Source organism: Marinospirillum celere, assembly GCF_900112235.1.
Lineage (GTDB): Bacteria > Pseudomonadota > Gammaproteobacteria > Pseudomonadales > Halomonadaceae > Marinospirillum > Marinospirillum celere.
Window position 1 is genome coordinate 15,343 of sequence record NZ_FOLH01000006.1, and the last position, 14,415, is coordinate 29,757.

10 protein-coding genes are annotated in these 14,415 nt (G+C 50.6%); 2 read left to right on the forward strand and 8 right to left on the reverse strand.

The genetic code is table 11. The features are described 5' to 3' along the window. Window positions 1-10 precede the first annotated feature (10 nt). From BM185_RS12955 to BM185_RS12980, 6 genes are read right to left on the reverse strand one after another with little or no spacing between them, the layout of a single operon-like run. Complete coding sequence (locus BM185_RS12955; RefSeq protein ID WP_091964612.1) at window positions 11-757, reverse strand: response regulator; 747 nt, start codon at window positions 755-757, stop codon at window positions 11-13. Beyond that, window positions 754-2,394, reverse strand: a complete 1,641-nt coding sequence (locus BM185_RS12960) for a diguanylate cyclase (RefSeq protein ID WP_091964614.1) — start codon at window positions 2,392-2,394, stop codon at window positions 754-756. The genes BM185_RS12955 and BM185_RS12960 overlap by 4 nt, the downstream gene beginning before the upstream one ends. After that, the gene (locus BM185_RS12965; RefSeq protein WP_245751769.1) at window positions 2,391-2,777 is read right to left on the reverse strand and encodes a response regulator; all 387 of its coding nucleotides are present in this window, start codon (window positions 2,775-2,777) and stop codon (window positions 2,391-2,393) included. Before BM185_RS12965 ends, BM185_RS12960 begins: the two co-directional genes overlap by 4 nt. Continuing rightward, entirely contained in the window at window positions 2,777-5,359 is a 2,583-nt protein-coding gene (locus BM185_RS12970; RefSeq protein ID WP_091964619.1) for a PAS domain S-box protein, read from the reverse strand. Before BM185_RS12970 ends, BM185_RS12965 begins: the two co-directional genes overlap by 1 nt. A gap of 9 nt (window positions 5,360-5,368) precedes the next feature. After that, complete coding sequence (locus BM185_RS12975) at window positions 5,369-6,430, reverse strand: HD domain-containing phosphohydrolase (protein ID WP_177203566.1); 1,062 nt, start codon at window positions 6,428-6,430, stop codon at window positions 5,369-5,371. A 51-nt stretch (window positions 6,431-6,481) separates the two neighbouring features. Next, window positions 6,482-9,985: a response regulator gene (locus BM185_RS12980; RefSeq protein WP_143089519.1), complete on the reverse strand. Its 3,504-nt coding sequence runs from the start codon at window positions 9,983-9,985 to the stop codon at window positions 6,482-6,484. Window positions 9,986-10,376: 391 nt separating this feature from the next. Between BM185_RS12980 and BM185_RS12985 the strand changes: the two genes are divergently transcribed. After that, entirely contained in the window at window positions 10,377-10,931 is a 555-nt protein-coding gene (locus BM185_RS12985) for a hypothetical protein (RefSeq protein ID WP_091964621.1), read from the forward strand. A 54-nt stretch (window positions 10,932-10,985) separates the two neighbouring features. Continuing rightward, window positions 10,986-12,347: a methyl-accepting chemotaxis protein gene (locus tag BM185_RS12990; protein ID WP_177203567.1), complete on the forward strand. Its 1,362-nt coding sequence runs from the start codon at window positions 10,986-10,988 to the stop codon at window positions 12,345-12,347. Between the two features lie 37 nt (window positions 12,348-12,384). On the opposite strand, the gene BM185_RS12995 is transcribed toward BM185_RS12990, so the two are convergent. Both BM185_RS12995 and BM185_RS13000 read right to left on the reverse strand, forming a co-directional pair. Then, complete coding sequence (locus BM185_RS12995; protein ID WP_091964625.1) at window positions 12,385-13,035, reverse strand: response regulator; 651 nt, start codon at window positions 13,033-13,035, stop codon at window positions 12,385-12,387. 60 nt (window positions 13,036-13,095) lie between these two features. After that, window positions 13,096-14,403: a diguanylate cyclase domain-containing protein gene (locus BM185_RS13000; RefSeq protein WP_091964627.1), complete on the reverse strand. Its 1,308-nt coding sequence runs from the start codon at window positions 14,401-14,403 to the stop codon at window positions 13,096-13,098. Window positions 14,404-14,415 lie beyond the last annotated feature (12 nt).

A 14,415-nucleotide genomic window follows, 5' to 3' on the forward strand; every position in this document is an offset into this window, starting at 1 on the left:
TTGATCACTGTCAATCAACCATCAGGGTCCTGATCGAGTCAAACAGCTTGTTATCTCGGGGTATCAGCTTGTCGATGCGAACCCGATCTGGCAGTGCAAGTTTCTGACTGGTCACCAGAATGATTGGCACCCGGGCATTACTGCAACCTGATGCCTGCAAAGCGGCAGCTACGGCCAGACCATTCAGCTCCGGCAATTCCGGTGACAAAATCACCAGGTCGTATCCATCCCGCAGCAGCAATGTCAGAGCAGCCAGGCCATCATGCACCAAGGTAATCTCTACATCCTGATCAGCAATTGCTTTATGGTAGACCTTGCTCATCATGCGCGAAGGATCAGCAACCAGTACCCTGCGTCTGCTTCGGCCCAGCTCGGCCCGAATCAGATCCGTTTCGGCATCCAGGTCAGCCAACGAGCCATCCTGCTGAGTCAACTGTGCAGGAACCTTGCGCAACAGATCCAGATACCTGAGTGCTGTTGTCGCCAGAAGGCTGCCAAACCCCTTCTTGACTGATTCAGTCAGCAGGTTTTCCAGTTGATGGCAGATGCGTGTCACCACATGCAATCCATGTGTTCCACCGGAGCCTTTCAGACTATGTACCTGGCGATACAGTTCGTTGAAGCACTCCTTGCTCCCCTGTTGCTCAAGATCAAGAATCAGCATTTCAATTTTTTCGCAGCGATCCGGTAACTCGGCCAGAAAGCTGTCGCGCATCTCACGCAGAAGTTGCTGGAACTTTTCCATGGAGTCACTCATGCATGAATCCTCACAAGGTTTCGACCCATTGCCTTGGCCTGATAGAGAGCTTCATCAGCCAGAACCAGCAAATCAGCGCCCTTGGCGTGAGGATGATCTGTGGTTACAGCAATTCCGATGGAAATCGTGCATTGAAAGCTACTGTTTTCGTGGGTGAACTGCAGTGTCGAAAAGTGCTTTCGAATCTCATCCATCAGCCTGAAAGCTTGCTGCTGATCACAGTTCGGCAGTATGACTGCAAACTCCTCGCCACCATACCGCCCAAGAAAATCCGACTTGCGCAGCCGTTGACGCAGCAAGGTTGCCACTGAAAGAATCACCACATCACCTGTGGCATGGCCGTAGCGGTCATTCACTGCCTTGAAGTGATCTATATCCAGCATCACTACACAAGCAGGTTGCTGATCTCGGTGCGCCCGCGCCACCTCGACTTCGATGATTTCCTTGATACTGGCATGTTTGAGCAAGCCAGTCAGGCTGTCTTTGCTGATCAGTGATTCAAGCTGACGAGCCCGATCAATCCGGGTGCGAACTGCTGCGACCAATTCACGATTACTGATGGGTTTGATCAGGTAATCATCACCGCCGCGATCCAGTGCCGACACGCGCTGCTCAAAATTGGTTTCTGCCGACAGATAAACCAGGGGAAGACTAGCCCACTGCTCATGCTGACGGATGACCCCAGCCAGTTCTGGACCGGAATAATCAGGCATGTGCAGATCAATCAACACCAGTTCCGGCCGGAAAACTTCCAGCGCGCTCATCAGTTCCTGTGCTGCATTCAGCAACTCAACATCCATCCCTGCAGCCATAAGCACCAGTCGATAATGCTGTGCCAGCAACTGGTCATCATCAATGATCAGTACCCTTGCCGGTGCTGCATGCTGCCGATCCAGCAGGTGGCTCAAACGTGTAATCAACAAGGGATAATCCAGCGGCTTCAGGAAGTAACCTACCGCTCTGGCCCTGGAAGCCTGAATGCGAGATTGAAAGTCTTCCTTTTCACTGATCACCACCAGCGGACAACCCTTTGCAACCAATTGGTTAATGATGCACCAGTCCTGTTCATCCACTGCGCATCCTTCCGAACAGCAGCAAAAGTCTACCAGCAGCGCCAATGGCAAACTCTCTTCCGATGCTTCAAAAGCTGCCTGAAGGCTGACAAAACGGCGCAACCTGAAGTTAAAACGTATCAGCTGCCCTTCCAGCTCATCAGCCACTTTCAAATCACTCTCAACCAGCCAGACGCATACATCATCCTGCTCTTGCCTGACCGGACGCAGCAGCAAGCCATCTTCCAGCACTGTTTCTTGCCGTGATTGTAAACAGGTCAGCAGCTGCAGACCCTCAACCCAGGATTGATCCAGCAGTGACGGAGCCTGCTCCTGAGTTGTTTTCTGCCATTGGGCAAGTTGCAACTCCAGATTGCGGGCTACCTCACCAAGCGCCTTGAGGCCATGCACACCCGCTGATCCAGCCAGCGCGTGCAATCGCTGGTGCAGCGCTGCTGCAAGATTGGTTGCTGGAGCCTGAGCCATTTGCTGCCCCAGCTGCTGTATCTGCTCAAGGGTTGCAGGCAACTGCTCCAGATACAGCTGCTTTAGCCGCGCCAGTTCAGCAAGCACCTGTTCACTCATGCACCCTCCTCAACCAGTTGTCGTACCTGATTGGCCAGCATCATGGGATCAAAAGGTTTGGCAATCACACCCAGTGCACCCAGTGAGCGGTAATACTCCACCTCTGCTGGCTGCACCTTGGCTGTCATGAAAATTGCCGGTACTTCTGCCAACGTGCTTCTTTCACGCAAGGCTTTCAAGGTATCAGGGCCATCCATTCCCGGCATCATCACATCAAGCACCAGCAAATCCGGGCTGAATGCCTCAGCCTCCTGCAATGCTTGCTGGCCGGATGAGCAGACCTGAACCTCAAACCCTCCCACCATTTCCAGAGCAACCCTGGCAACAGCCTGAATATCCGCCTCGTCTTCCACCAGCAAAATTCGCTGAAGTACCATCATCATTACTCCTTTATCCTGTTACCGGGGATAAACCTACTCACCCGCTGCAATTCAAACCAGAAGCAGGTTCCACCCTGTGTGACTGTATCAAAACCGATGCTTCCGCCCATCTGCTCCACCAGCTCACGAGTAATGGCCAATCCCAGCCCTGTTCCTCCCTTGAGCCTATCCGAACTCCCATCCAGCTGGGAGAACTTTTCAAAAATCCTGCTCCTGAAATCTTCAGGTATTCCTGGCCCCTGGTCGATGACACGAACTTTCACTGAGGCATCCAGCAGCTGCAAGTCAATAGTGACTTCCGAGCCGGCGGGTGAAAACTTGGCTGCATTGGACAAAAGATTTGCCATGATCTGCTGCAGGCGTTGCTCATCAACACGTACCAAGAGATCAGCATCTGCGACAGTTTGAAGTTTCAACTGCACTGCATATTGATCAGCATAGAGTTGATTGTCATGTATCGATTGCTTCAGTAAGGGGAACAACGGATGAGTCTTGATACTGAACTTCATCTGGCCTTCCAGCAGTTTATCCATATCCAGCAGATCGTTGATCAAACTGATCAGGCGTTTGCTGTTGCTGTGAGCAATATCAATCAGTTGCGTGGTTTTTTCCGGAAAATGCTCCATCACTCCACCGGCAAGCAATCCCAGCGCTCCAGCAATGGAGGTCAACGGTGTTCGCAGCTCATGGCTGACCGTTGAAACAAACTGATCTTTCATCCGTTCAATCCGCTTGCGATCCGTCATATCCTCAATGATGGACCAGACCAGTTTGCGCCCATCCGGGTCGACCACCAGCATGCCGTTCAACAATACCGGAAAACTGCTGCCATCTTTTCTGACAAATTCTTTTTCATAAGGCCCAAAACGATCGGTATCCAATAGTTTTTTGACCTGGACTGACTCCTGTTTCCAGTAGTGGCCAGGGGTCAGACCCAGGTGGCTGAGTGACAGGAGCTCCGCTCTGGAGTAACCGACTGCCTGAACCAGGGTTTCATTCACTTCCAGAAAACGACCCGTTTCAAAGTCATTCAGGGCGATGCCCAGTGGTGACAATTCAAAAAGACCACGCAGGCGTATTGTATTCAGTTGCAACGCCTGATCGGCACGATCACCGGCTATAACCGCTCCGACCCAACGTGCCAGCAAGCGAACAAACATCTTCTCCCCATCACTGAAAGCCTTGTCACGAGGCATCCGGCCAGTGAAGCTGAGTGTACCGAACACCTGGCCTGCCACCTCAACAGGCATGCCAAGGTACACCTCCAGTGAGGTCTCCTTATAACAGGGGTGACCAGAAAAAGCTGACTGACCCACATGGTCCACTGCCACCAGATCCCCTTGACGCAAAGTCAGATCACAATAGGTCTGTCCCATTTGAAACACCTGCCCAGGGTGTATCGGCATTTCCTTCGGGGCCACACATGCAAACACTTCATAACTTGTGGATTTGATGCAACTGACAATGCCCAGATCCAGTTCCAGATAGTCCGAGCCAAGCCGTAGAGCCTGCTGCAATTGTTGCCGAAGGTCCTTGACACTGCCTGATACAATTTCATGCAGGGTTGCAAAGGCACGAAGCTGATTTTTGATCTGCTTTATCCCTTGTTTCTGCTCGGTGATATCAAGGATAAAACCATCAAGACAGATCACTTCATTTTCCAGGCTTCGGACAGCAGCACCTCTTTCCATCGCCCAGCGAAAACTGCCGTCATGATGTACAATCCGATACTCCACTTGCCAGTCATTACCTGCTTTCAAGGCCGCCTGTACAACACGATCAGTCATTGCCCGATCATCCGGATGAATGACACTGGCATAACTGCGAACAGCATTATTGATGAAATCACTGGCTGGATATCCTGACAGAGGATCCACCTGATCACTCATGAAAATCATTGTCCAGTGCTCGTCTGCGAGGCAGCGATAAGTAATACCGGGGATGTTATCAACCAGGGCACGAAACTGGGCTTCACTGTCACTGATACTGCGCATCAGTTGATCATTATGCTGCAGGACTTTTTGTAAACGCCCACCGGTTGCAACAAGGAATAATAGAAACAGCAGTATCATGCCGCTCATGCTGAGTGACATGGGATCTGCCTGCAGCAAAAAATGACTGATCAGAGGTAACAATGCCGGAGTGATCAGCAATAAGGCACTGATGCGATCAGGTGCCAGTGAAGTCATGCCACCAGCACACATTCCTGCCACTACAAATGCAAAAAACACCTGGATGGCCAGCTCATCCGCTGGAAACAATAGCCAGATACCGATCCCCCAGGTTAATCCGGACAGAAAGGCACCCACACGAAAGATACGCAGGGAACGCTCGACATCAAAGTCCACGCTGCTGCTGACACAACGATACCAATAACCACTGAATAGCCGACCGACAAGCACCAACAGCAGCAACAGCAGCCAGATTAAAGCCAGAGTGGCATTCAAGGTTGACCAGGAAACAAGTAGCAGCAACCCTGCCAACAACAGGTGAGCAGCCAATGAAGGGTAGAGCCCGTCATACAGCAACCCCAGTCGCATTGCTGTGGTATGTATTATTTTTGCTTTCTCGGGTCGTTGCTTCATCACTTATTTTTAACCAATAAACGTATCGCGAATCACCAGTATTTCAGGCAGTTGCTGTAAAAACACCTCGACCAGCGCTGGATCAAAATGTTTGCCGCTGTTTTCTCTGATAAACTCAACGGCTGCCTCAACGGTCCAGGCTTTTTTGTATGGGCGCACTGAAGTCAGCGCATCAAACACATCCGCCAGCGCAGCAATTCGAGCGGCCTGAGGAATGGATGCACCAGTCAGCCCATAGGGGTACCCACTGCCATCCCACTTTTCATGGTGGCTGATGGCAATTGTCCGAGCCATAACCATTAGATCTGAATCATCTCCCTCCAGCATTTCTGCACCTAGGGCAGCGTGGGTTTTCATGGTTTCAAACTCTTCTGGTTCAAAACGCCCGGGCTTTTTCAGAATGGCATCCGGAATGGCTATTTTGCCGACATCGTGCATCGGGCTGGCATTCAAGATCAGATCACATTGCTGCTCACTCCAGCCAATACCACGTGCCAGCACAGCGCAGATGTGGCTCATCCTGAGGATGTGACTGCCGGTTTCCTCATCGCGGTACTCGGCAGCACGCCCCAGGGTTTGCACCACCAGCAAGCGGGAGCGATGCAGCTCACGGGTCCGCAGTGCCACCATTTCTTCAAGCACCGCCTTTTGATCCTGAACCATGCGGTGGGCCAGATGGGCATCCAGCAGGTTGCGAACCCGCATCAACAGCTCATTACGATCAAAGGGTTTACTGATGAAGTCTCTGGCTCCTGCTGCCAGCGCTCGCAGCAGATAATCCTTGGTCTGCTGGGCGGTTAAAATCACTATCGGTGGTAATAACGGCAGATTGAGTGCCATCAGCTGCTCCATCACCTGGTAGCCATCCAGATGTGGCATGTTGATATCCAGCAGCACCAGATCAATGCTTTCCTGCTCAAACCTGGGCAACACCTCGCGGGGGTCCTGAACCAGAATGCGATTGACATAACCCTGACTGGCCAGCATCTTGTCCAGCAGTTTCAGATTGGCAGGTTCATCATCCACAATCAGGATATTGGCCTGATGGCGCTCAGCGCTCAGTTCACCCATATTGACTCCACTATTAACTATCATGAAAGAATGCAACAACCCCCAGGTTCATCATCGCTGCAGCCAGCGTTCCACTGATGCAATAAACAGTGGCACCTGGATGGGTTTGGTAATGTACTCGGCAAAACCTGCCTCCCTGCCACGCTCAATGTCTCGCGGCATGGCGTTGGCACAGACGGCAATCACCGGAATCCTTTTCAACTGTGGATGTTGTTTGAGAACACGCATCAATTGGTATCCATCCATACCGGGCATGTTGATGTCCAGCAGGATCAGATCCGGCTGATGCGCCTGCGCCAACTCCAGTCCCAGCTCTGCCTGGTGGGCCTCCAATAGCTGCAGGTTTGAAATTCGTGAAAGAATACTGCGCACCAACCGCAAATTGGCGGCATTGTCTTCGATATACAGCACCCGCTGCGCCAGACACGAAGTGACATCACGAGGCTCTGAGCTGGCCTGCTGTTCTGAGGGGCCATGCTGTTGCTGACTGCCTTGCAGTGGTAAACCGATAATAAAACTGCTGCCAACACCTGGCTCACTGGTAACCCGAACTTCTCCCCCCATCAAAGTCAGGATGCGCCTGGTTATAGTCAGGCCAATACCCGTGCCTTCCACATCACCGGTTTCCGCTCCAAGGCGATTAAAGGGTTCAAAAAGTTCAGATAAATGCTCGGCAGCGATACCTTGTCCGGTATCTTTTACCTCCAGTTGAAAACACTGCTCAGACTGATTGATTTGCCAGAGTATTTGCACCGTGCCACCCGGCCGGTTGTACTTCACTGCATTGGATAAAAGATTGAGCAGCACCTGCTTGAAACGAGTGCGATCAGCACAGACCCATGCATCACACAAGTTAAACGGCAGCAATTGCACATCCTGCTGTGCCGCAAGCGGACTAATCAGTGAATAACACTCCTGTACCACGGCATCCACTTCCACCGGCTCTAATGACAGCGTCATGCGACCGGATTCGATCCTGGCCAGATCCAGTACCTCATTGATCAGCTCCAGCAGGTGATGCCCTGCTTTCAGGATTTCGTGCACATTTTCCTGCTGATCAGTATCGAGTTGATCGTCATACTCCAGCATCTGGGCAAAACCCAGAATGGCATTCATTGGAGTGCGCAGCTCATGGCTCATGCTGGACAGAAACTCAGACTTGGCCTGATTGGCACGCTCGGCTTCTTGACGTGCCAATACCAAAGCATCCTCTGCCTCTTTACGTGAAGAGATATCTCGTATCAAGCCAACAAAAAAACAGGCATTATCCTGTTTGATTTCAGTTGCTGTCACCGCAAGAGGGAAGGCAGCACCATCAGCTCTGACTGCAGTTACTTCAATCTCCCGATTGAGCAATCTGGCTTCACCAGTGTGCAGATAACGCTGCAGATAACTATTGTGTTTATCCCTGTGTGGTGAAGGCATCAGCATCGACACATTACTGCCCAGCAAACTGTCTCTGCCATACCCGGTGATTCGACAAGCAGCAGGATTCACCTGCTGAATGATGCCTTGAACATCGATTACCAGAACGCCCTCAACCACTGAGTTGACAATGTACTTGAACGTATGAAGTTCACGCTCGGCAACAACACGCTCAGTGACATCCTGCACCACACCCAGCATGCGCAATGGTTTTCCTGCTTCGTCACGCTCTACGGCACCACGTTCCAACAACCAGCGCACAGTACCGTCAGGCCAGACAACCCGATGTTCAATGTTGTAAGGTCTATCATGTTCCACACAGGCATTCACCGCATCGGTCACCGCCTGGCGATCATCCGGGTGGACCGCCGCAAGAAAATTGTCATAAGAGGTTTCCAGATCACCTTCAGGGTAACCGAACAGCGGAGCAATACGTTCACTCCAGAAGAGCGAACCCTCCTGAATATCCCACTCCAAGGTACCAATATTGGCGAATATCTGTCCACGACGCAGGCGCTCTCTGGCAACTTCCACTTCATCTCGTGAGGCCTGCAGCTCTCCCTGTACTGCCTTGACGTGAGTGATGTCAGTGCGAATGGAAACATATTGATAGGGTTTACCCAGAGCATCCATGAAGGGTGTAATGGTGGACTCCACCCAGTAATAACTGCCATCCTTGCGGCGGTTACAGATTTCACCGAACCACACCTGCCCGGATGCAATAGTGGCCCAGATTTCCTGATAAAAAGCATCCGGATGCTGATCCGATTTGACCACCCGGTGATTTTTCCCCAGTAGCTCCTGACGGGTGTACCCACTGATATCACAAAACAGATCATTGACATAAGTGATGTTGCCGGCTCGATCTGCCACACTGACAATGGCGTGCTGATTGAGTGCCTGATGCTCCCGCTCCCGCTCATAAAGTGTTCGCTTCAAACTGGCACGAGTATCACTGAGGCTCCTGGCACGTGCGGCACGAATATTGACCAGTTCGATCAAGTGAGCGGCAGGTACCGACTTGATTAGAAAGTCATCACCACCCTGTTGCAATGCATGCAATTGTAGATTGCGATCTTCTTCAGCAGACAGAAAAATGATCGGCAGCTGGCTATAATGAGCATCATCACGAACCAGTGTCGCCAGCTCATAACCCTGAATATCCGGCATATGCATGTCCAGCAGCAATACATCCGGCTGGGTAACTTGCAGCTGCATCAGGGTTTCGCGTGCATCCAGCAAGGTGGTTACACGCATGCCGGCGGAACGCAGTATTGTGGCCTGAGCCTCCAGCACCAGTGGGTCATCGTCAACCAACAAAACCCGATAAGGTGAGTCAGGCATCCGGCGGATTAAGCTGTTCAGTAAACTGATCAAATGATCACTAGATACAGGCTTGACCAGATAGTGTTGAGCACCGGCACGGTAGGCCGCCAGGCGCGCATCCAGGTCTCCTCGCACGGAAAGACAGATCACTGGTGGCAAGTCCAGCTGTATCAGGTCTGCAAAGCGGGTAACAAACTCGGCGCCTGCCAGCTCACCATCCGGAAAAACCATATCCATGATAATGGCATCCGGTCGCCCAACAGCCTCAAGCGCATCCAGCATGGCCGGATAACCATTACAGAATTGAACCCGGTACCCTGCTGCTTCCAGCGCATCGGTCAAACCTGTCACCTGTTGTGTATCATCATCAACCAGATAAATCAGCGGCGCGGATCCATTCAGGGGTTTGAAATCCTGTTCAGGTTCCGCCAGAAATCCAGCGATGGGAGCAGACTTCTGCAAAGCCAGTTGCAGAGAAAGATCCAGATCAACCAACACAACAGATATCTCTTCAAGTAAATCAGCTGGCGCGGATGGCATGCCGGAGCGCAAACCTTGTAACAACTTCAACAGCAGCACATCCAGCGTTCCTGCAAAACGGCCAAGCTGAGGCAAGCCAAAAGTACCGGCTGCACCGGCCAGGCCATGAACCTGAAGTTGCAAGCGCTCAACTTCACGGGCATGCAATTCCTCAGTGTCCAAACAGGCAGATAACTCCATGATTTGCTCACGTCTCATGGGAAGACCAGCAAAAAACAGATCGTGCAACTCCTGCAGAAAATCTTGAGGGCTCTTGTCTTGCATTACTGACACCTGTGTGAAAGTTACATTTTGTAAGCAACAGGATAAAGACTCGATTTAGAGTATAAGAGTTATTTCAAACAAGCCTGCAGCAATAACAAGAGCAAAATCCTAATTCCAACAGCAATTTGATACACTTAAGATACATTTTAAATCTGCGCGGCTAACGCTAAATTAACTAGAGCGAACCGTATCAAATTGTATCAATTATGATTCAGGGTGTTAAAAAACATCCAAATAAAGATTGCTGCTCACTAATAATTACTGCCTTAATACTGATTGATTACTTAGAAAACCGGATCTCGAGAACCGTATGAAGTGCTTTTAGAACCAATAGTTACTCGAAGACTCTGAAACCAGAAGAGCATGGCAATGAAACCAGAAGAGCATGGCAATGAAACTACAAACGAAATTACTTCTTTCTTTAACTATGATAATCCTGATCAACGCCCTCGTTGCTGCTGTTGTCATGCTGCAAGTCTCAGGCATCCGCGAAGAAGCCGAGGAGCTCTCCAGCAACGAGATACCGCTGATGGCAGCCATGGGCGAGGCGAGTGCGGCGGTCAGCTATGAATTGCTGGCCATGCGCGAGTACCGTTACTCACAAAACCCGGTTTACCTGGATGCGTTCAATCAGGCTCATGAGCGGTGGTTGACTAATGTGCCAACCATCAGGTCACTGCTGGCCCAGTCAGAAATAGCCCACTACAGCGAACAACTGGAGCAGGCTATAGAGGCCGAGTCCGCTTTATTACACCTGTTTCAGGAACTGGTTGACGTCAATGCCCTGTACCAGGACGCGGGAGACCGATTTGGTGTGGCTGAAGACAGAGTTGATGCGTTTATAGCCGCTGGCCTGGAACGTACTCTGGGCCAGGCTATGGATCAGGCCATGAGCGAAGCATCCGCATTGGTGCGCCAACGCACACTGGAACAAGCCATGGCCTAGCAAGGTTTTAACGAGGCCTATGACGACCTCATCGAAGCCATTCTCGAAGCAAGGTTGGACAGCTCCCAGGCCGCACTTGAGTCTGGGCGATCCGAGCTGGTACAGCTATCATCCAACGCTGCTACGTTCAATCTGGGTGTGACTGCGGCGGATCAATCCGAACTGGATGCCGGCTTCGCAAACCTGCTCCGGGCACTGGATGACACCATTAGCGCCCGCCTTGAACGGCGTGCACTCGATGAGCAAATCGACGCAACTTACCAGTTATTGATCGGCCTGGTGGATACCATCGATGAGCGGATGCAAGAACAAGTAGCCGAAGATGCCAACACCATGTACGAGCACGCCCGTTTCGCGTTTAACCTGCTGATTGCCGGCATTGCGCTGGCCTTGTTGCTCGGCATTGCCATCGCCGCGTGGATCATTCGCGATGTCTTGCAGCAACTCGGCGCCGACCCTGGCGAACTGGACGCCATGGCAAAACGCCAGGCTGAAGGCTATCTGGATGTTGCCAGCCAACAACACAACGGCGTCGCCGGCGCCATGCAGTCCGTTGGCCTCAAGTTGCGAGAAACCATTGGGGTTGTGCAGGAGAATTCGAAAGGTGTTGTTGTAATAGCAGAACAGCTGAGCAACGTTTCTGAACAGTTCCGTACAGGTATGGCAACTCAATCTGAACGAGTTTCCATGATTGCTTCAGCTTCAATTCAAATGGCACAAACAGCTAATGACATTGCTGAAAATGTTAACCAAGTAAAACAGTCATCTATAGAAACCCTGGAACTTGCTCAAGCGGGTGGCACTAAAGTAAGACAATCTTCTCAGTCAATGGATGAGATTCTTCAACATGTCACCTTGGCCTCAGATCAAGCAAGCACTCTCGAAGCAAAAGCAAACCAAGTACAAGAAGTTGTTGGCATTATCTCAAGCATTGCTGAGCAAACCAATCTGCTGGCATTAAATGCAGCCATTGAAGCAGCACGGGCGGGTGAAGCTGGCAGAGGGTTCGCAGTCGTTGCAGACGAAGTACGTAGTCTTGCAGAACGCAGTAATCAATCAACTCATGAAATTAATACAATTATCGTTAGTATGCAGGAAAGCGTGAAGCAGGTTGTTGACTCTATGGCCCAGGTCTCATCCAGCGCGCAAGAGGGAAATGAAATTTCAGAAGAAGCCGCACAAGCTTTTTCGGGTATTGTTTCTTCTGTTCAATCACTTCAGGAACATGTCTCTGGAAATGCTGTATCTATTGAAGAAATGTCATCTACCGCAGACCAGATCACAGAGGACATCCAGGCAATTGATGATGTATCACAAGAGTCTCTAGGTTCAGCTCAACATATTGCAGACTCTGCTAAAGAACTGAAGAAAAACTCGACTAAACTGAGCAGCAGCATTGCTTTTTTTAAGTTCTAGTGTCTTCGTAAAACATCTAATATATGTGGCCCTTTAGTTAAAAATCCAGGCCCATGGCTCTGGCCATGGCACCGATACGCATCCCTGTCGCCGGGTGACGCAGATCAGGGTTGGCCCCCTGGCGCATAAGGAAGTGGGCCGCTTCAACCTGACGCATCATAATTGCAAACATCAGTGCTGTATTGCCCTGGGCATCGGTCATATCGATATCATCAACCTGCGCAGCTCTTTCCTTCAGGCTTTCCAAATCGCCATTGGCAGCAGCCAGATGCAGCAGCAGCCGATTATCGCTGCGATTACTGTTAAGACTTGTTAGGGATACCTGCTTGCCCAAGCGTAAACTGATGGCTTGCAGTAACTGGTCACGGTTGATGGGTTTGGTTAGATAGTCGTCAGCGCCCAGCTGTTTGCTAAGCTCACGCTTTTCTTCTGACTCAATTCCTGTCAGAAAAATGAAAGGCAATTGCTTCCAGTGCTCATTGTTTCTGACTTCTTTTAGTAAACCAAAGCCATCCAAAACCGGCATTTGAATATCACAAATGACCAAGTCAGGCAGCCATTTCTCCAGCTTCCTGAGGGCTCGATCACCATTGGTTGCCATCTGCACCTTGAAACCTTCCTGCTCCAGAAGCGCCCCCAAAAGGCGTACCAAGGACTCATCATCTTCAACCAGTAGAATTTCAGTCACGGTCGTTCCTGCTCCTCAAAGCACTGTTAACAACAGCAGCTTAATTGGAATTATTGTGGTTTATTCTTCACTGTAACTAACCGATGGATGGAAAGCATAGCAGTTCTTACCTTGCTCTTTAGCCAGGTACATTGCCTCATCAGCTTGGTTAAGTAATTGAGTAACATCAATAGCAGGAGATTGAGGGTAAAAGGTGATACCAATACTGGCAGTCACTTCCAGCGTATGTCCTTCCCATTCAACGGGTTCGCTAACGACACCAAGCAATCTGTCCAAAAGACCACCCAGTTTTTCTGGCACCTTAACTGATTCCAACACCAGGGCAAACTCATCACCACCCAGGCGTGCCAGGGTATCTTCATCGCGCAGGCAGGCCTGAGCCCTGTCAGCAATGCGCTGCAGCACCAAATCACCTGCGGCATGCCCGTGAGTGTCATTAACCAGCTTGAAGCCATCCAGGTCCAGGTAGGCAATGGCAATCTGGGTTCCATGACGATCAGCATAGGCTGTTGACTGGTGCAGACGATAATTAAACAGGACCCGGTTTGGCAAACCTGTGAGGGCATCAAAGTGAGCCAAGTGTTCCAACTGGGTTTGCTGCTCTTTCTGCTCGGTAATATCAGTAAACAGGGCAACAAACTGGGTAATTTCTTCACTAGGGTCGCGTACGGCACTTACGGTCATATTTTCCACAAAAATCTCGCCATTTTTTCGGCGATTCCAGATCTCACCTTCCCAGTGTCCCTTGCTGACTAGCTGCTGCCAGAATTTTTCATAAAACTCTTTGCTATGGTGACCCGAATTCAACAGGCTTGGGTTGCGACCCACAACCTCTTCACGACTATAGCCAGTGATTCTGGAAAAAGAGTCATTAACTTCCAGAATTTCACCCTTGGCAGAAGTAATCATAATGCCTTCCCGGGCATAGTTGAAAACGGTTAATGCCAAGCGTTCACTACTATCCCGTTCATGACGCAGCAAAGCATAGCGGATGGCTTTACGTAGCGAAGAAGCATCTTCACCCTTCGATAAATAGTCTTCAGCACCGGCCTCAATAGCCGTCTCAGTTGCATCTAGGTCATCCAGGCCGGTTAAAACAACCAGGGGAACATCCCCTACCAATTTGCGACAATGCTTCACAGTATCCGGACCTGAAGAGTCAGGCAGGTTCAAGTCCAACAGAATGACATCTGGACGCAAGCCTTGATCCTGCAACAAGATTCTGGCTTCACCTAAGCTGGCTGCCAGTTCAACCTTAAAAGCCTGGAGGTCACGTTCAAGCAGCTGCAATTTAATCAACTCAGCATCGCCTGGCTCATCTTCAATGATCAGTACGAGGGCCTGCTTTTTACGGTTTATTTCTGACATAAGCTCTCACTT

Bases quoted from the DNA above. Each gene is read 5' to 3' on its own strand.
- BM185_RS12975 (WP_177203566.1), bottom strand. From the start codon at position 6,430: ATGGGTGAACTGAGCGCTGAGCGCCATCAGGCCAATATCCTGATTGTG.
- BM185_RS12980 (WP_143089519.1), bottom strand. From the start codon at position 9,985: ATGCAAGACAAGAGCCCTCAAGATTTTCTGCAGGAGTTGCACGATCTG.
- BM185_RS13000 (WP_091964627.1), bottom strand. From the start codon at position 14,403: ATGTCAGAAATAAACCGTAAAAAGCAGGCCCTCGTACTGATCATTGAA.
- BM185_RS12985 (WP_091964621.1), top strand. From the start codon at position 10,377: ATGAAACTACAAACGAAATTACTTCTTTCTTTAACTATGATAATCCTG.
- BM185_RS12960 (WP_091964614.1), bottom strand. From the start codon at position 2,394: ATGAGTGAACAGGTGCTTGCTGAACTGGCGCGGCTAAAGCAGCTGTAT.
- BM185_RS12965 (WP_245751769.1), bottom strand. From the start codon at position 2,777: ATGATGATGGTACTTCAGCGAATTTTGCTGGTGGAAGACGAGGCGGAT.
- BM185_RS12970 (WP_091964619.1), bottom strand. From the start codon at position 5,359: ATGAAGCAACGACCCGAGAAAGCAAAAATAATACATACCACAGCAATG.
- BM185_RS12955 (WP_091964612.1), bottom strand. From the start codon at position 757: ATGAGTGACTCCATGGAAAAGTTCCAGCAACTTCTGCGTGAGATGCGC.